Annotated in this window: 15 protein-coding genes; 6 read left to right on the forward strand and 9 right to left on the reverse strand. The window is 51.2% G+C overall.

Annotated features, from left to right (window positions below):
* Window positions 1-34: 34 nt before the first annotated feature.
* The 3 genes from ACEVG1_RS11460 to ACEVG1_RS11470 form a co-directional block, all read right to left on the reverse strand.
* Window positions 35-1,753 carry a RagB/SusD family nutrient uptake outer membrane protein gene (locus ACEVG1_RS11460; protein ID WP_374743817.1) on the reverse strand — a complete coding sequence of 573 codons (1,719 nt, stop codon included), beginning with the start codon at window positions 1,751-1,753 and terminating at the stop codon, window positions 35-37.
* Between the two features lie 126 nt (window positions 1,754-1,879).
* Window positions 1,880-5,083, reverse strand: a complete 3,204-nt coding sequence (locus ACEVG1_RS11465; RefSeq protein WP_374743818.1) for a SusC/RagA family TonB-linked outer membrane protein — start codon at window positions 5,081-5,083, stop codon at window positions 1,880-1,882.
* Window positions 5,080-6,615: a family 43 glycosylhydrolase gene (locus ACEVG1_RS11470; protein ID WP_374743819.1), complete on the reverse strand. Its 1,536-nt coding sequence runs from the start codon at window positions 6,613-6,615 to the stop codon at window positions 5,080-5,082. Before ACEVG1_RS11470 ends, ACEVG1_RS11465 begins: the two co-directional genes overlap by 4 nt.
* A gap of 437 nt (window positions 6,616-7,052) precedes the next feature.
* Here ACEVG1_RS11470 and ACEVG1_RS11475 point away from each other — a divergent pair, with 437 nt between their 5' ends.
* From ACEVG1_RS11475 to ACEVG1_RS11500, 6 genes are all read left to right on the forward strand, one after another.
* The gene (locus ACEVG1_RS11475; protein ID WP_374743820.1) at window positions 7,053-8,144 is read left to right on the forward strand and encodes a GntR family transcriptional regulator; all 1,092 of its coding nucleotides are present in this window, start codon (window positions 7,053-7,055) and stop codon (window positions 8,142-8,144) included.
* A gap of 15 nt (window positions 8,145-8,159) precedes the next feature.
* Window positions 8,160-10,226, forward strand: coding sequence for a hypothetical protein (locus ACEVG1_RS11480; RefSeq protein ID WP_374743821.1), 2,067 nt, complete (start codon window positions 8,160-8,162; stop codon window positions 10,224-10,226).
* A gap of 74 nt (window positions 10,227-10,300) precedes the next feature.
* A complete protein-coding gene (locus tag ACEVG1_RS11485) occupies window positions 10,301-10,399 on the forward strand; it encodes a hypothetical protein (protein ID WP_374743955.1) in 99 nt (32 codons plus the stop codon).
* A 112-nt stretch (window positions 10,400-10,511) separates the two neighbouring features.
* Entirely contained in the window at window positions 10,512-11,090 is a 579-nt protein-coding gene (locus ACEVG1_RS11490; RefSeq protein WP_374743822.1) for a DJ-1/PfpI family protein, read from the forward strand.
* A 110-nt stretch (window positions 11,091-11,200) separates the two neighbouring features.
* Complete coding sequence (locus ACEVG1_RS11495) at window positions 11,201-11,806, forward strand: DUF6624 domain-containing protein (RefSeq protein ID WP_374743823.1); 606 nt, start codon at window positions 11,201-11,203, stop codon at window positions 11,804-11,806.
* 122 nt (window positions 11,807-11,928) lie between these two features.
* Window positions 11,929-12,462 carry a YceI family protein gene (locus ACEVG1_RS11500; protein WP_374743824.1) on the forward strand — a complete coding sequence of 178 codons (534 nt, stop codon included), beginning with the start codon at window positions 11,929-11,931 and terminating at the stop codon, window positions 12,460-12,462.
* Window position 12,463: 1 nt separating this feature from the next.
* Here the strand turns inward: ACEVG1_RS11500 and ACEVG1_RS11505 are convergent, their stop codons facing one another.
* From ACEVG1_RS11505 to ACEVG1_RS11530, 6 genes are all read right to left on the reverse strand, one after another.
* Window positions 12,464-12,844, reverse strand: coding sequence for a YkvA family protein (locus ACEVG1_RS11505; RefSeq protein WP_374743825.1), 381 nt, complete (start codon window positions 12,842-12,844; stop codon window positions 12,464-12,466).
* 98 nt (window positions 12,845-12,942) lie between these two features.
* Window positions 12,943-13,386: a VOC family protein gene (locus tag ACEVG1_RS11510; protein ID WP_374743826.1), complete on the reverse strand. Its 444-nt coding sequence runs from the start codon at window positions 13,384-13,386 to the stop codon at window positions 12,943-12,945.
* Window positions 13,387-13,516: 130 nt separating this feature from the next.
* A complete protein-coding gene (locus tag ACEVG1_RS11515) occupies window positions 13,517-16,114 on the reverse strand; it encodes a gliding motility-associated C-terminal domain-containing protein (protein WP_374743827.1) in 2,598 nt (865 codons plus the stop codon).
* A 45-nt stretch (window positions 16,115-16,159) separates the two neighbouring features.
* Window positions 16,160-17,164, reverse strand: coding sequence for a type IX secretion system membrane protein PorP/SprF (locus tag ACEVG1_RS11520; RefSeq protein WP_374743828.1), 1,005 nt, complete (start codon window positions 17,162-17,164; stop codon window positions 16,160-16,162).
* A 237-nt stretch (window positions 17,165-17,401) separates the two neighbouring features.
* Window positions 17,402-18,040, reverse strand: coding sequence for a Pr6Pr family membrane protein (locus ACEVG1_RS11525; protein WP_374743829.1), 639 nt, complete (start codon window positions 18,038-18,040; stop codon window positions 17,402-17,404).
* A gap of 19 nt (window positions 18,041-18,059) precedes the next feature.
* A complete protein-coding gene (locus tag ACEVG1_RS11530) occupies window positions 18,060-19,355 on the reverse strand; it encodes a DoxX family protein (protein WP_374743830.1) in 1,296 nt (431 codons plus the stop codon).
* Window positions 19,356-19,376: the final 21 nt, after the last annotated feature.

Consider the following 19,376-nt stretch of genomic DNA (forward strand, 5'->3'; position numbering starts at 1 on the left):
AAATGCTATTTCTGTTCACTATCTTTTCGTGTACCTACCAACCTGCATTTTGTTTGTACAGTCCCTTGACGTAGCTAATCTGCACCTCCGGAATCGGAAAGTACTCATCACGGTTTTTAGTGAAGTTAGCATCTCTCAGGTACGACCGCCTGGTCTTCTCGACCGCAAAATACGCATTAAGCTGCTCGGCCGCAATACCCCAGCGCACTAAATCGAAGAACCATTTGCCTTCCGTTGCAAACTCCAGGTGACGCTCCCAGCGGAGTGCCTGCAGCGCAAATTCCTTGGTCCATGCCGGGCAATTCACGCCCGGCCGATAGGGCTGCACGTCAAACCTGCCTGTGGGGGTTCCATCGGCAAATTTCAACCGGCCGGTACTGTTGGCCGCACGTTCCCTGATCTCGTTGATCAGCCGAAGGGCTTCGTCCATCTCCTGTTCGAGCTGGATCAATGCCTCGGCACGCCACAGCATCACCTCGTCGAGCCGCAGCACATCCCAATTCAGGCCCGCCCCCATAAAGGGGTTCGTCTTTTTAAAACAGTCGGACGTCGGCGAAACCAGTAGCTTCTGGCTCATGGAATAGCCGTACACTTCAGGCGTACGCACCCAATTTTCGCCCATGATATAGGAAGGCGCATATTTCCAGGGCATGCCGGGTACAGCCGCCGTGTGCATCAGCCGCGGATCCATCGGGGTGGCAGCGAAAGCGTCTTTGTTGTCCAGTAGGATACCTGTATTGAAATTTTCGAAATCCGGCACGCCATTTACCGTTTTATAGCGGTTCATCATATTGACAGAAGGCTGCAGGAAGCCGCAGCAGCCATAGTCCGAATTTACCGGCGACACGAGCCACGAATTCAGGCGGCCCGTCTGCGTATCCGTGGTATACTGGATGGCCCAGATGGACTCCGTACCATTTTCATACTCACACAGGAAATTCTCGGCAAAATCCGGCGCCAAGCGCTTTCCCGAATTGTCGATAATATCCTTGCACAACGCCGCCACTTCAGTTAGTTTTTCGCGGTTGATGTTGATGACGTTATGGTTGTCGTCCTGCTCATATGCCGCGAAAATCAGTGTCTTCGCCAGGTACGCTTTAGCCGCAAAACCCGTAGGCCTGCCCACTTCAGCTTGCACATCCGGCAACACACCCGCCGCAAAGCGGAAATCCTCGATTAATTTCCCCCACAGCTCTTGGTCAGACAATGCATCATTACTCACCTTGTCGTACATATCCTGTGGCGTATCCTCATCGATATAGGGGAAAAATTTGAAACACTGTTTCATGTACATGTAGATGTGACCACGTAGGAACCGCAGCTCGGCGATGCGCTGTTCCCGAAGCGGATATTGCTCGGCCGTCAGGTTTTTCACCCTTCGCAATGCATCGTGGACACGCCCAACGGCCACATAGTGCACCCACCACAGGTTATCCAGGTCGCCGACGTTGGTGGGCTGCATATAGGTGAAGGTTTCCCAACGGTTGCGCTCGGCATTGTCGTTGGTGCCCGATCCGCCCTTATACGCTTCGCCGCCGCGTACCGAGCCTTCCTCGTAAGGCATCCCCATCTGTTTGTTGAAGTGATTCTGCCCCACGAATGAGTAAGCGGCATTGATCATTTTTTCGACCTGCTCCGGCTCATTCAGATCCTCGTCTGCAACAACCCCTTGGGGCTTGGTATCCAACATGGACTCGCACGCACCGGATAGCAACAGGATGAGACCGAGACCGAATATGTTTAATGCTTTCATCTGTTTATTTTTTTGTTTTTAGTTATCAGATGGAACCTTTGATGATTAAAATACTCATTACCCTGTGGGTTTTAATGACTATTTTAATCATGTCGGGTTCATGATTCTTAATCTTAAAATTTACGGTTAGAAAGAAACGTTTATCGCAAACGTCATGGAAAATGGCAACGGGTATCCATTTCCCGGCGTTTCCGGATCCAAGCCGGTATACGGGTTGTCGCCCCACGTCTTCTTGATCAGCAATACGTTGTCGGCACGCAAAGCCAGGCGTACCCGTTTCATGCGCACCTGATCCAGCAATGCAGTAGGAAGGGTGTACCCCAGCTCCATGTTCCGGATTTTCATGTACGAACCGGTTTCCACGTAGTAGGTCGAAAACCGACCTTCGTCGTTGTAATTATTGATGGATATCGCCGGGATGGTCGTATTAGTGTTGGTTGGTGTCCACGCGTCCAACAGGCGGGTTCCGTAGTTTTCGCCAGACGTACTCAACGCATAGATATCGGTCCAGGATTTCCAACCCTGTACATTGAGTTTCTTGCCCGCCAGCCCGTTGAAGAATACGGCGAAGTCGAAGTTTTTCCACGTGACACCCACGTTTACCCCATACTCCGCGCTCGGATCTTGATTGCCCAGCCACGCGCGGTCTTCCTGATCGATCTTACCGTCACCGTTTACATCCTGAAAACGGATACGCCCCGGCGCTGCCCCCACCTGCGTGGCGTGTGCATCCACCTCGGCCTGCGATTGGAACAGGCCGTCGGCAATATAGCCGTACATGGATGAACGAGAGCGTCCCAAGATGTTCTGATCGGTTCCGTTCCCTGCAAAATTATTGATGACCTCGTCGGGCACCTTCAGGATCCGCTGCTTGTTGTGCGAAACCACGCCGCTGATATTCAACCCCACATCGCCGAAATTATCGGCGTAGTTCAGGGTCAATTCGATGCCCTTGTTATCGATATCCGCGCCGTTTAGCCACATTTGGGCACCTTCACCGAGTGTCGCCACCGTACCCGGTTTCATCAAGATATCGGTTGTCTTTTTGAGGTAATAGTCGAGCGAGCCGCCAAACTTGCCGGCAAAAAGCGCGAAATCCACCCCGAAGTTATGTTGGGTGGTCGTTTCCCACCGCAGGTCCGGATTGTTGCGCTGGGTACGGCGGAAGCCGGAAGGCAGGTTGCTTCCGCCCTCCCCGGTAAAATCATAGGCCGTACCCCAGTTCCAATCCCACACCGAATTGGGGTCATAAAGCGGACTGTACATCAAGTAGGCCGCATAGTCATCGATCTGCGAGTTGCCGTTTTGCCCCCATCCGTAGCGGAGTTTCAGTTGGGAAAACCCAGCAAGCGCGTCTTGCAGAAACGGCTCGTTATTCAGCACCCATCCAAAAGACACCGCGGGGAATGTCGCCCACCGGTTGTTCGCCCCGAATACCGAGGATGCATCCCGGCGAAGGGTACCGGAAGCCAGGTAACGATCGCCAAAGTTATAATTGAATTTTCCAAACCACGAAATCAGCGTGTTGTTGCTGGACCCGCCGCCATTCTCGCGGTCTTCTTCGCCCGCATCCAACTGCATATAATCCGGCGTTTCCAGGGCAAACACCCGTCGGCTTCCCCAATGGGACTGATACGAATGATCAACTGTCTCCTGCCCGACCATCACATCGAAATTATGCTGATCTACATCGAATACATACTGCAAAATGTTGCTGTTATTCCAATCGTAGTTATAGTTGGAAGTCTGGTATACCCCATTTCGCGCCTCGCTCAAAAAGCCCGATTCATACGTCAAATCCATGGTCCGCCGCCAGTAGCCCACAAAATCAACCCCAAAAGAAGAACGGAAATTCAGGCCTTTCAACAGCTCGATGTTTAGGTATGTATTCCCAAACAAGCGCAGGTTATCCTGATGATTCTGCTTGTTGTCCGCGATCAGGCGTACCGGGTTCTGGCGATCGCTCATCCCACCGATTGGCCCGCCCCAGCCTACGCCGTCTACCGTATGTACCGGCACGATAGACATGAGCGATTTCGTGCTCCCCAGGTTTCCATCCCCCACATTCGAGCTAGAGCGCCACTGCGACACCGTGAAGTTCTCACCGATTTTTACCTTTCCGTCCAGCCAGCTGTAATCGGTATTGATCCGCGCATTGAAGCGCCGGAAGAAACTGCCGTCGATGGTTCCCTTGTTATCGTAGTAATCTGCCGCAAAGAGCGCATTCCCGTTGTCCGTACCCGAAGACACGGTAACGTTGTACTGCTGAATCATGCCGGTACGTAGAATCTCCCGCTGCCAATCGGTATCGGCCGAGCGCATCGTTTGTTCGATCGGATCGAGGTATTCGCGCCAAGTCACCCTGTCGAGCATCCAATTTCCGTTGGCATCCTGATGGTCTTCATACTGGTACAGACCACCGAAATCACGCACAAAACCAATCCCGACCAGGTTGGGGTCGGCCGTCGGATTATCGTTCTTAATCGCCCAGTATTGGGCGATGCCGCGCTGCTCCGTATTCATCAATTCGAAGGGCTTTACACTGCTGGTGAGGGTATTAGAGGCGGTGAAATCGACGGTCGTTCCTTTCTTGCCACGCCGCGTGGTAATGATAATCACACCGTTTGCCGCACGCGAGCCATAAATGGAGGCCGACGATGCATCTTTCAGCACCTGGATGGATTCGATATCCATGGTTGCCAGCTCCGCCATGGAACGGGTGGTCGGCGTGCCATCGATAATATACAGCGGATTGTTGTTGTTCAACGTACCCTCACCGCGGATGCGTACTGCCGCTGACGGGTCAGGCGAGCCGTTTACGGTAACTGCCATCCCGGCCACCCGGCCCTGGGCAGCCCGCATGGCACTGCCCGTTGTGCTGGAGCGGAGCTGGTTTACGTTGATCACGGACACCGCCCCGGTCAAATCCGCTTTGCGCTGGGTGGTGTAGCCGGTCACGACCACCTCGTCGAGGTTCAAGGCATCTTCAACCAGCCGTATCGTCAACTCCTGCACGGTAGACGCGGCCAATTCCGTGGTCTTATAGCCAACGTAGCTAAATATTAGGGTGCTGGTACTACCTACGCGCAAGGTAAAGCGGCCATCGGCATCGGTACTCGTGCTGTTGCCTCCCGCCCCCTTTTCGATAATGGAGACATTGGACAATGGCGCCCCGTTCTTGTCCAACACCGTACCGGACACCAAGATCTGCTCTTGGTTGATCATCAGGGAACTAGCGCCAGCCACCCCCTGCCCGGCAAACATGCAAAATAAAAACAGGAGTGCTAACTGGCCCACCGTTTTCTTCGTTTCAATTATTTTTCGTTTCATAAATTAGGGTTATTAAGATTAGCTATCTTTTCGATTTTTACATCCCGGATGGCAGCATTACCGTTCTTGACATAGAAGAAGAGGTTATTTCCCTTTTGTTCAGGCAACCGATTCACCACGGTCCGTTTGTTATTCACCGATACATCAAAAAAATCTTCATATACGATTACGTCCAGCAGTATCGGCTCATTTAGGCCTTTTACCGCATCAATCAAGGTGTTATGCATGAGCACCGTTTCGTGATTCGGGTTCAGCGCCAACCGATAGCCGCTCGCGCGCTTATCCGTGGCCCGCAAAAACAACCCCAGCTCCTCATAATTGCCATCCGGTTCAATGCGCATGGAGATCCGGTAATTATCGGGCAGGTCATTCACTTCCGCCACCCCCACTTCACCAGCCGCCTTTATTTCCACGCGCCCATCCATGACGGCGACGACCGACGGAGCCGAAGTCTTGATTTGGGGCATAGCCATCGGTAACGACGCCGGCAGCACCTCGGGCAGGAATTTGGTGGCCAACGTTCCATCCGGCTCCTGGTAAACTTCCCGGAAAAGTATCGTGCCGCCCCAAATTCGGTCGCCATCATCCCGATCATCGGCACGGTAGGGCGAGTAGGCGACCGCAATACGGCGCCCGTCCTCAAACCCGGCCGTTTTGTAGACGCACTCGAAATGTGCAATCAAGGCTTGCGACTCGGGATAGATCCATGGGCCGTAAGGTTCTTTGGCCATCACGTAATGGGTATGCCCCGCTATGCTATACAACAGGTAATACCAATCGTTCCATTTGAAATAGTCCGCGCATTCGGGCGTGCCCTGTTGCCCACGCAAGGGCGATTCCACTTCCTCCCAGTTTTTCAGATCCGTTGAAACCAAGTGCACCAGGTAGCCACCGAAGCCGCTGATTGCCGGCTCCTTGAGGTTGCCCGAAACAAAAAGATGGAACTGACCGTCCTCCCCCTTAAAGACTTTCGGATCCCTAAAATCCCGACTGATGCATTCCTCCGGGGCCAGGTAAAAGGGATTGGGCATTTGCTTCTCGTAGGTGTAGCCCCCATCATTGCTGATCGCATAGCTCAGCTGCTCGTGTACACCATTGTCGTCCTTTACACGCGTGGCATAAAACGCATAAAATTGACCGTTATGCTCGATTACGGATCCCGTGCAAATTGACTTTTCCCACGCTTCATTTTCGATGCCTAATGCTACCGGATGATGCTCCCAATGAACAAGGTCCGTGGTGGTACTCAGTGCCCATTGATGCCCACCCAAGCCATCCAAACCGGCATGATGCCCTTCATCCAACAGCCAATACAAGTAAAATGTACCATTGTGGTAATAAGGCATTCCGTCGCCCGAAAACAAATGCGGTTCGATGGGTTTGAAATATTGCAGTTGCGTGGTCCGTTGGATCGAAGGACTATAATCTTTGACCACTTGCGCGGATGATAACGCTGCAACCAACAGCAGCAATACAGAGACACCGCTGAATTTGTAATAGCTAGGCAAACACTTAAATCGATTACTAGACATGGTTATAAACGTTACATGAAACAAGGCATAATTGGCACTAATTCGTTGCCAAATATAGCGGCGATATTTACAAAAGCAAAACTATTTTATCACAATTTATTATCATAATGTTTACATATAAAATACATAAGACAGCCTAATTTTTGAAAAACACTCATCAAATTCGTAATCATTCAATCAGAAATTTACATAATCAACTTATAATAAGTAATATATAAAACAAAACCTGTTTATATCAGACCATACGTTAAGTATGGTTACATACATAAAATGTAAACATTTAAGTGGTAAATATTTTTTATACAGCTAATAATAACTGGAAAAATTCAGAGAAAAGGAAAGAAAAAAGCCAAAATAAATCGCAACTTATCTACAATAATGTAAATTATTTGACAAATAATATTACATTTGACACCACAATGTAAATACCTTTAATTATGTCTGCTAAAACAAGCTACAAGACGATCTACGACACGCTCAAGGACCAGATCATTAAGGAAGGGTTTCTGCCGGGTGCCATGCTACCGACCGAACAGACGCTGGCCAAACGATACGACGTGTCCCGGCCTACCATCGCCAAAGTATATAACCAGCTGCAGGAGGAAGGCCTTGTAAAGAAAACCAAAGGCTTCGGAACGGTGGTCACGTATCACTATTCGAACACCCCCTACACCTTTGGCCTATTGCTTCCCGGATCCGGAGAATCCGAGATCTTCTCTATCATCAACGATCAATTGCTGCGACAATCCGAATCGGGGATGTTTAATTGCTTTTGGGAAGGCGCTACCGCAAGCAGTGCCGAAATCCGGAAATCGCTTATTGAATCCTGTCTCGAAAGCTACATCCAGAAAAAGGTGGATGGCATTTTTTTTTCCCCCCTTGAACGCGTACCAGACGCTTATGAACTAAATCTCAAAATCTGCCAGACCATCCGGGAGGCAAATATCCCACTGGTACTGATCGACCGGGATATCCTCGCCGCCCCAGACCGCAGCGAATTCGATGTGGTATGCATCGATAATTTCAGCGCCGGTTGCGTCATGGCCCAGCATCTCATCGATCGCGGCTGCGAAAAATTACATTTTTTCTACCGGCCGGGGTCCGCCAGCTCGGTAGATCTGCGCCTTTCTGGGGTGCGTGATACGGCGCTCAAGCACGGCTATGCGTTTACGGAAAGCAATGTGTTCTGCGGCAGTCCCGAGGATTTGGAGTTGGTAAAGGGCATGGAAGTGATTGCCGGCAAAACGGGAATCATCTGCGCCAACGATTCGACGGCAGCCGTATTGATGTCTTCATTGGACGACCTCGGAATCGAGATATCGAAAGACATCCTGATCTGCGGATACGACGACATGAAATACTCCAAACACCTGAAGCATTCGTTGACGTCATTCCGCCAGCCTTGCGAGGAGATTGCCAACCTCAGCATCGAGCTGCTGATGCGCAGGTTGAAGGAAAACAACCGCATCCCGATTACCGTAAACCTCAAAGGAGATATCGTCATCCGTGAATCCAGTCAATTTCGTTAACTAATTCAAAGAAAAATGAGACCAATTTATCCCTTCCTTATGCTGATCAGCTGCAGCCTGCTTTTTATCGGTTGCGTTGAAAAGAAAAAAGCCGTTCAAATCGAGCTCAACGCGGCCCCTTGGGTATTTTCCCAGGGCGTCGCACCGGCCAGCACGCTATCGCCGAAGTCGGCCCAGGGCACCTTTGATGCACCGGCAGACAGCAGCAGCTTTACAATCAAGCTAACCGCCACGCTGGGTCAGCACCTATCCAGCGAGCAGCTGCTGTATATTCCCGGTGTGCTGGAGGTTACGACGTTCAAGCACGATCCCTCCGACCGCAAAGCCCAAAATTATCCGGCCTATCCAATGGCGGATGGTTCGGTTCCCGTATTTCAAGCGGCATTGCGGCTGCACCCGCTTCCAAACAGTACCGAAAAGGAGGTACGGGATATGATTATCGGCATTCCATTGGGGATTTTGACCGAATCCACGGGCCAACATGAAATCGTCCTCCATTTTTCGGGTGTACGGTGGTCACTGTATGTAGACGGCGAACTGCTAGACAATGATTTCGCATTGGGCTATCCCCAATGGCCTGCCCAGCACAGCTGGGAGATTGACCCCAACCTGGTTTCCAAAGCCGAACTCTTCGTCCCCGGCCTGGAGCCTGAAAAAACGGTATTGAAAACTCCCCGAATCGCGAAGGATATCCAATACTGGACCCCTGCCGGCCACAACACCTGGGTGGGCGACGTTGCCACCTTCTACCATGAGGGGCGGTATCACGTATTTTACCTGTTTGACCGGCGGGGTCACGCCAGCAAATTTGGCCGCGGTGGGCATTATTTCGAACACTTATCAACGAGCGACTTCGTCACCTGGACCGAACACGAAGCCGCCACTCCCATCGAAAGCCAATGGGAGACGCTGGGCACGGGCACGCCATTCATCAGCGACGGCAAACTTTGCATCAGTTATGGCCTGCACACCACCCGTATCTATCCCAGAGAAGCAACCACTCTGCCGCTGCTAATGGATTATTACAACCAACACGGCACCACGGGATCGTTCGGGTACGATACCCTATCGGGATATCCCGCCGGATCCACCTACTCCATCAGCGCCGATGGCATCAGCAATTTCAAAAAGACACACACGCTATTCCACCATTGCGAAAACCCCAGTGTCTATACCGATCCCGAAGGCCGCCTGCGCATGCTGGCGAACTACGGCGCAAAGGGAACCTGGGAATCAAAATCGATCGAAGGCGGTTGGAAATCCATTAATCCGGGGTTTCCTCCAGGTGGTGATTGCACGTTTTTCTTCCGTTGGGGGAATTACGACTACGTGATCGGTGGCTTTACCGGCCTCTGGTCAAAGCCAGCTAGCGCACCGGAAGACGGGTATACGGACGTTGTCAAGCAGGGGCTTGATTTCTATAATGGCATGTGCGTACCCGCGGTTACGGAAATCAACGACGGCCGGTTCCTGATGGCCGGTTGGATTCCGATGGCCAACTGGGGTGGCACGTTAAACATCCATGAAATGCTCCAGTTTCCGGACGGACGGATCGGCACCAAATGGATGGAAGAGCTCGTCCCTGTAACCCAAAAGCAACGCGCACTGGCCGATGAAATCGAGGAGAACTCCACGTTCGAGGTCGATGCCCCCTCCTTCCTGCTGACGTTTGATGTAAAACCTGGTGAGGACCTATCCGGAAAACTTGGCGCCCTGTTCTTAGGCGAAGACGGAGCCGAGCACGCCTGCGAATTCCAGTTGAGTCCGCACGGGAAAAGGGCGCAATACGGTCAAGGATTTCTTCAGCAGTTCTCCGACCAGGAAAAGACCCTGCGCGAAGGCGGTTTTCCGAACCACGCCCGCCACTATGGCATCGAAAACCTCTTCGATACGGACGGGCCGTTCACCGTCCGCATGTTCGTCAAATACGACACCAAGTATGGCGGATCACAGATCGATACTGAAATCGCCGGCAAACGCACCATGATCACGTTCTGCCCCGGTTTGAAAGTCGAAAAACTGCTTTTCAGATCGGATGATACCGGCATTCGAAACGTTAAACTGGCAGCATACAATCATTAAATATCCCCCCTCAAAAGAACCAGAACCGCTCGCTCCCTTACAGGGACGAGCGGTATTGTTTCGTCAGGCCTTCTATCTTACTTAATCTATATCCCATTTTACTTCAGCGGTTTAACCGACCCCGACTCGAACGGACCATCCAAATCAGTCGTTCACGTTATGGCCAATGGTAAACGCAAGGGGTGCATCGGTAATGTAGCGTATTATTTAACATTAAACCAACACTACAACCAATAGATTGTTGTAAATTGGGTGTTTTATTAGATTCACTAAAAGCACAGTATTATGGCAAAGAAAGTTTTGTTAGTCGTTGGAGACTACGTGGAAGATTACGAAGCAATGGTTCCGTTTCAGGCAATGGGATCCATTGGCATCGAGGTTGATGCCATTGCGCCCGACCGCAAAAGTGGTGAGGTAGTACCCACCGCGGTACACGATTTCACCGGCGACCAAACCTACAAGGAGCTTCGTGGCCACAATTTCGCCATCAACAAGAATTTTGACGATGTAGATCCCGCCGAATATGACGGTCTGTATATCGCAGGCGGCCGGTCGGCAGAGTACATCCGGCTCAACAAGCGGGTATTGGAAATCACGAAGCACTTCTTCGATGCCGACAAACCAGTGGCGGCAATCTGTCACGGCATCCAGGTATTAACCGCCGCAAAAGTACTGACCGGCAGAACACTGACTGCCTATGTAGCTGTGGGGCCCGATATCGAACTTGCCGGCGGAACGTGGAAAAACATTCCCGCAGACCAAGCCGTGGTAGATGGCAACCTGGTTACATCTCCAGCGTGGCCAGGACACCAGGCTATCTTAAAGGAATTCTACAAGCTTCTTGGCATGGTGATATCGTCGTGAAATAGACGCGATTACCGTGCTTGCCCCTTAGCGGAGCAGGCGACATTCGTCAACCCTTAAAGATAGCCAAAAAGGCTTTTGCTCATTAAGGGTAACCTATCGATAACGGAATGAACTACCATCATATTGCCCAGCAAATCATCGGCATGAAAAAGGCGGACCTGGAGCTCCGGTCCCGGCTTGCCCAAAGCGGACAGCTGTCGCAAGGCTATCACAAGGCGATGGAGCGTGTCCACAACGAACATGCGCAGCGGCTGAAAGACATCATCGACACGATCGGCTATCCGACCATCGGTAAGGTGGGGGCACCAGCCAGCGAGGCCGCCTGGCTGCTCATCCAACATGCCATCGGGCAGCCCGACTTCATGAGGAAATGCCGGAAGCTACTGGAACAAGCCGTGCAGGAAAAACAGGCCGACCCAAAAAACCTGGCCTACCTGACAGACCGGATCGCCGTGCTCGAGGGGAGCCCGCAACTTTACGGCACCCAGTTTGACTGGGACGAAAGCGGGGAATTGAAACCCAACCGTTTCGACGACCTAGATCGGGTCAATCGGCGCCGGGCCGTCATTGGACTTAACTCCCTCGAGGAGCAGATAGCGGTTATGGCGCGCCGCGCGGGAAACGATAACGAATCTCCACCCACGGATTTGAAGAAAAGGAACCGGGAAATGGACGAATGGCGGAAATCGGCGGGATGGATTATCCCCGCATGAGAGCGTGCCGATTACGCGCCTCGTTGAGCCGTATACCGAGGACGGGAAGAATTGGAGGCCGTATAAAGCTATAAGGAAATGTAGCTATAAATATTTACATTTGGGTCTACAATCGCACTGTCATGAAAGGAGCCTACTATGCATCCGGGATTATACTTATTGTTTTGCTTTCGGCGTTCGCTGCTGCTTACGTTTCCAATTGGCGGGTAAAGGAAGACGAATATGCCATTAAATTCCGCACAAAAGGTGCCTCAGGCACACTATCGGGCCTTCAGGGTGTCATCGATTTCGACACGGCCGATCTAAAAAGCTCCCACTTCGATGTGACCGTAGCCGTAAACACGATTAAAACCGGTATTTGGCTCAAAAACCGGCACGCGAAAGCAGCAGATTTCCTGGATGCGGAACGGTATCCGACCATCCGATTTGCCTCATCCGCAATTACTCCATCTAAAAATGGCTTTGTTGCTGATGGTGCGCTCACCATCAAGGATGTATCCAAAAATGTGTCGATTCCATTCACCTTCGACCATACGGGCAACGAAGGTGTATTCCGGGGCAATTTTGAACTGGACCGGAAGGATTACAACCTGGAAAAGAACCGTGTGGGCGAGACGATCCAGATCGAACTGGTTGTGCCGGTTAGAAAGCGGTAACCTACGCTGCGCTGGCTTGTATAAATGCCTTATATTTATTGATTTCGTCCGTGAGTTTAGAAACGGCATAGGCAACGATTGTCGCGTCATCCACCCATCCCATCAACGGGATCACATCAGGCACCGCATCAAGCGGAGAAATCACATAAGCAATCGTAGCGGCGATGATAGATAGGTTCCACTTATCCATGCGGTAACGCCCCGCAAACACATCCTTGCCCATTGCAATCAAAAGCCGGAATTCATCAACTTTCTCATCCAGGTATGCTGATTTGCTTGCTGCCTTCGCGAAGTCATCACCATGGATGCGATGCTTACGGAACAATTCGAATAAAAGGATTGCTTTATTGAAATAGCTTTTCTTCATACGTCTATCATTCATGCTACTTACAAAGTTAAGTAATTTTGAGATGTAACGTAGCATGGCGGATAGCCGGAAAGACTATCTTCCATCCAGCGGAATGTCCGGATGTGGTTCATTCATAGCTGTTCTGCTAACCCGATTAAGAGCCCTTCTGTTCCCCGAATGTAGCAAAGACGATACGAATCTTCATACTGAACCACCTCGCCAACAAGCTCAGCGCCATTTTCTTTGAGCCGACCCACCAACTCGTCCAGGTGTTCGACCCTAAACATGATGCGCAAATAACCGAGGGAATTAACGGGGGCTTTTCGGTGGTCCGAGACGATTGCCGGAGCAATAAACTTTGAAATCTCCAACCGGCTATGCCCATCGGGCGTAACCATCATGGCAACCTCTACATGCTGGTCGCCAAGCCCGGTAACACGACCGGCCCACTCGCCTGCTATGGTAGCACGCCCTTCGAGCTTCAATCCGATTTCCGTGAAAAAAGCGATCGCGTTATCGAGGTTTTCTACAACGATACCGACATTGTTCATTTCAAGCAATTTACTCCTTTCCATAGTTTGCTTTTTTTAACACAGCTAAATCGGCATGTGACGCCCAGCCGTTACTTACAAAAGTATGCCAATAGCCCCAAAAATAACTGGGGAAAAACGAAGCTGTAAACCAACAATTTCAACAAAGTTACCATTAATACAGTATGTTCAGCGCACCTTTATAATCGCTACCCCCCGAAATGGCGATATGGTAGTAATAGGCCCCCACGGGCACCAACCTTCCTTTGTACAGGCCGTCCCACGGAACGCCATAGCCGCGGGACTGGAATACAACCTGTCCATTGCGATCAAAAACGGATACCACGGCAGCCATGTCTTCCAAGCCTCCGATCATCCATGTATCGTTGAAACCATCCCCGTTGGGTGAAAAAGTGTTCGGAATAAGGATGTCCTCACAATAAGGGGCTACCTCAAATGTCGTCGTGGCTGTGCAGCCTTTCTCGTCTTGCACTTCCAGTGAATAAATACCCGGTACGGAAACATCAAAATAACGCCCGCCGCTGGCTCCGCCATTCCATCGGTAAGCCGAATACCCGATGGGGGCTTCCATACGGATCACCTCGTTCGCAGCACCACAGAGCACCGTATCGCGGATATGCGGCACCGGTACAGGATCGTAAACAAGCAGTTCGAAGGCCGCGGTGTCAGCACAACCTGCGGCGTTGGTCAGTACAAGCGTGTACACACCCGCGGTATTCACTTGGATGCTGCGGGTGGTTTCTCCGGTTGACCACCGATACGTATAGGTTTCGTTGGCCGCATGAACGGCTGTGAGGGTTGTGGATGTTCCATCGCACAACGGCTCTTCGGTGGCCGCCTTGATTTGCGTTACTGGCAGCGCCACGAAGCGGACAATCAACGGGTCGGACATGACCGAGCAGGGCCCGAGTGCGAGCTCTACGGAGTATGCACCGGGTTGTGTCACCACCAATGCGGTGTCAGATTCGCCCGTTAATAGTACGTCATCCCGGTACCAACGCTTGATGGTCTCCGGAGGATAACCGGTTACCCGGATCGTCCGCGGCTCGCCTTCGCATATCAGAATACCCCTATCGGATGTAATCGGCTTTTCCAAGCGGTGCAAACGGACCGTTATCGAATCTGAGAAAACAAAATGATCGCCACAGGCATTCACGCCCACATGGTACATACCTTCCTTCGTCACGGTATATGACGGCAAGGTTTCGCCATCGATTGGCGCACCATCGCGAAACCATTGATAGCGGTATCCGGGCTGGGTGTCCGTTACCTCCAATGGAAACGTATCCCCTTCGCAAATATCCACTGTATCCGGATAATCAAACGTAAACTTAGGCACATCGTCAATCGAGACGGTGACTTCTTGAGAATAGATTTCGATATTTTCGCAACCGAACCACATGACAGCTCGATATACACCTGGCTCCGTGAGGTAAACAAAATTGGTATCGGCACCGATGATATCTTGACCATTACGTTGCCATTGGATGAAGTTATCCACGTCTTCATAAAAACCTAGCGTTAATACATCGTCCCCGCTTCCGCATACCTGGATTGTTTGCTCACTTAAATGACCGCCGTTGAAGTACAGAGTGCTCCCTACGTGTTCATAGGATGCCGCCCCAATCGAATAGGTCATTTTGAATAGCCCATCGTTGGTAGCCACATACATGTATTGCTCACAAATCGGAAAGGAAGCATAGGCATGCATATTGTACACTTCAATGGGTACCCCGTCACTTATGGTCTCCATATCGTACACCTCGCGACCGCCTAATACGGAGTGATGGTATTGTGTGCTAAATCGCTGTTTTTGACTCTCGTTAGAAACAAAAAGCCCTTGATCGGTTCCAATCAGCATATAGGACAAATAATCCTCCGCCAATGCACCTAGAAGATGTAGCTCATTGATAGCATTCACCCGCTTGTCACCAAAAAAGGTAATAGCGGTAGAACGGGCAAAACAATTCCGTGTATTGAGCAGATAATTCAGGCCCGTATTCCCGGCCCAGAATATGGAAAAGTCATCGGTAAAGGGAAGGTCGTGTGTTCTGGTTGATACATAGATGGCGCGAATAGCATCGGCAGATGACGCATGTAAGTCTATCGGCACCTCTCGCAACGTACTTCCCCCGTCGTGATGGACATACAAGTTAATGTTGCTGACTTCCGTGCCGATACAGGCTCCGCCCATGCCGGTTTCACCGTAGAAATGCGTATAGGTGAGTAATTTCCGGTCATTTTGTCTGATTAACATTCGGTTTGCATAAAAATCGTTATCCGAAGGGGCTAGTACCAGATCGTTATCTACGCCATAAGAATAATTGGGTGCCGTTATAGTTAAAGGTCTCTCATGCCATTGTGGAGAATCATGACGATATTGGATATGGTATTGCTTATGGATAGCAACCGAAGTAATTGTGGATTCATGCAATCCGGCCTCAGCGCCATAATGGCGCACTTGTGCTCCCGTAAGCAAAAATGCATAATCTCCATCGGTACCTAACAGCAACGTATCCGCCGAACGTGAACTAATATCCGTAAACGGCTTGGTGGAATAGCCCGAAAAAAAAGCCGTTAAGTCTTCCACTTGATTATCCGGTGATATCCGAGCAATGAAATTATTGGCGCCCAGTACCCACACGTAATTATCCCACGTGGTCTCCACCTTATAGATTTCCTTGCCCTCAAAAAAATGCTTGTCGATGTGCAGGCTAAGTTGCGCAACCACGGGTTGGCAAACAAATGCCATGAGAAGTATAGGCCATACGATATAAAGCGGTTTCATTTCATTCGTCTAAAACATGACCTGTGGGCAATACACCTTATACCGGTTGTTGAGCAGGAAGCCTAGTACCACTTCGTGGCTGCCGTGAGCCAGCGTGCGCACCGGGCCGGTACTGAAATCGTATGAATAACTGAGGTTCAGCAATGAGCTGATATGGATGCCCGCCATCGCCGACAAGGACTCGTGGTTGCGGTAGCCGCCACCTACCCATAGGCGATCGCGGAAAGCCAGCTTAAGGTTATAGTCGCCCACAAACGGCATCCGCGCCATTTGTTTGAACAACACGGAGGGCACAACTGCCATATCACTGCCCAGGTGCAGCTTATACCCGGCCGTGAAAAAAAACTGCTGGTAGCCACCGAGGCGCCGGGCGTTGTCTGAAAACGCCAGCGGATTGCCCAATAGCTGCTGGGCGGAAATGCCTGCAAAAAAGCGCGCGCCATACAGCCAGAGCCCCAGCCCCAGCTCCGGAGCCAAACGACTGTCGGCATAGTTGGTCAATATAGGATCGTCCGGCGTACCGATGCCCGCCACATCCAACCGCACCTGCGAGAAGCCCGCATTCATGCCTGCCGAAAGGTTGACCGTCTCGGCCACACGTAGATGGTAGGCATAGGCTACCAATGCATCGGTACGGATAAACTGCGCCGCACGGTCGTGCTGCACAATAATGCCTGCTCCATGGTGGGGCTCCGAAGCGCGGTACCGGTGGCTGAAACCGCGGCTGTACGGATTATACCCACCCTCTCCGAAAGAGGTGGCCCCATCCTGAATATGCCGGGCGCCAATAGGCAGATGCGCCGACAGGTACGCCGTCTGCGGTGCCCCTTCCAAACCATGCCATTGGCTACGCCCGCCCAACTTCACATCCACATAGCGCTCAATGCCCGCCACAGCGGGATTCATCAAGAATCCATTGAAGATGTATTGCGTATACTGCGGCCGCTGCTGTGCCCACAGCAGGGATGACAAACTAAGGAAAAGGACAAAGATACCGGTTGATCTGGCGTACATACAGTTTCATTGGATCAATAACGTTTACGCATGGCGGATCGACAGGTATGACGTTGATGACAGTTACTTGTTCTCGTTTTGTATCGTGATTTTCAGTTTATAAAAGTCATTGTGAAGTGCAAGGTAAAACATCGATTTGAATTTTGCAAGTGTATTTTATCACGAGATACGCGAATGTCATGAAGGGATTTCCGGTGAGCCGAAGGGGAAAGCAAGCCATGGAATTGTATAAGACTATTAGAGCCGCTTGAACCGCGAAATACCTATAACGACCAATGACACGACAACGAAGGCCACCGTAATGCCGGCACTGTTTAGGAGCACCGTACCCCACCCCAGCTCGGTGACGTTTATGAAGGGGTACGGGTAGAACCCGGAAAGGGCGCCGCGGACGAGTATACATAAAAAATAGATCAGCGGATAGAGCAGCCAAGGAAAGACATGCTTCCACGTAAGCATTGTTTTCGGTATAAAGGCCACCCAAAACACAAGGTAATACAACGGGGTTACGGAATGCAGTAACTCGTCTACCACCAGCTGCAAGCCCTGCGGTGCCCACTGGTGGCGCAATATGATGTTGTAAACGGCGCCAACAACCGTAATGTAAACGGCCGTGGCGGCCAGCATCCGCGGGTCGGCAAGAAATCTTGGTTTCGCCTCGACCGGCTTACAAGCCAGCGCCGTAAAGCAACAGGCCACGAGCAAGTTGGTGAGGATGGTATAATAGCTGAAAAAGCGGACAAGTGTTTCCGGAATGGGGAATGCCCGGTTTTGTAGCATCAGGACGAACTGTAAAATAACGGCTATCCAGGCGAGCAGGGCGCCAACGATTGCCATCGGCAATTGGGTTCTGTGGTTATGATTTACAGGAGCCATGGCTTGCAGCTTTCATGCATCATCGATTAAATGGATACTCCTGTACCCAACGGAACTTATTGTTGAGCAATCGAAAGCTCTGCAGATCACGCTCCGTTAAGTGGATGACTGCAGATTCGTTATGGAGCACCCCTTCCAATACCAACCCGGCGGTATCCGTTTGCTGGTAGGTAAGCATCGCCACCGTCTTATCCACCCCGTTTTGCGTGCCTTTGATGGTGAGCTTGTGCGATGCCTCATCCCACGAGGCAGGGTAGTAGACAAGAGAATCGTTCATCAGTTTGACATGCACATAGCCTGGCGACTGCAGGACCAATTGTTTCCACCTGCGGGTGTCTGTGGCCAGCGGCGGCACGGTATCCGCTCCAAGCACAAACTGGTCTACGTCAAAGATGCCATATAGGGGTGGCTTGGGCCGGAGGTCGCCATATTGACGTACGGACTGCCAGGAGCTGTACGCTTGGGCCGCAAATATGCCGCCCACGAAGATGATTTTAACAACCAACGCGGTAACCCGCCAACGGCCGGATAGTTTGAAGGCGTAGGCCGGGCGGGGTTGGGTGGCCTCGTTCCACAATACCACCTGCAGCAGCCGCTTGGCATCCGGAGCGATCAGAAAAACGGCCATCAGCACCAATAAGGTGGAATAGAGCTTTACCGGGATGTCGAAGGTAAAGTTCATCACCATTACGTTTACCATCACCACGGCTACAAGCAAGGCGCCTAGCAGGGTGGTGCGCCTAAAAAACAACAGCATCCCACCCACCACCTCGGCCAGGCCCGCAAACATACTGAATGCCGGGGAATACCCTACGTACGTCCAAGCCAGGCCCATGGGCGATTTATCGCCCAACGGCTGCAGGAGCTGCATGAGCGAAGGCGAGGACATCTGCAAATGGAATACTTTGGATAGGCCGTAGATAAGCATCATCACCCCTAGGTAATAACGGACGTAAATACGCAATGCTTCCAGCAACCGGCCATGCGACCGGCGTTGTGGGGCCAGCAATGTCCACGACACGGCGGCCACGACGGAACAGGTAAACGCTATGAATAAGAAGACATAGTCTGATGTCTTGTCGCCACTACCACTAAAGAATACGGTGATAGGCTCATCGAGCTTCAGTACATGCGCGCCTACCCACGAAATTACCGAATGCTGAAACTGGGTATACCACTGCATAACCACGTGCAAACCGGGTACATGGTTTAATGGGAACGGAAAGATGTATAAACTAAAAAACACCAACGAAAAGCGGAACCAAATCAATTGCCACGTGGTCCACGATGCTTGGTAAGGGGATTCAATTTGCATAGCTAAACGAACGATACTTCT

The sequence above is a fragment of the Parapedobacter sp. 2B3 genome (assembly GCF_041925275.1).
In the GTDB taxonomy this organism is placed as follows: Bacteria; Bacteroidota; Bacteroidia; order Sphingobacteriales; family Sphingobacteriaceae; genus Parapedobacter; species Parapedobacter pyrenivorans_A.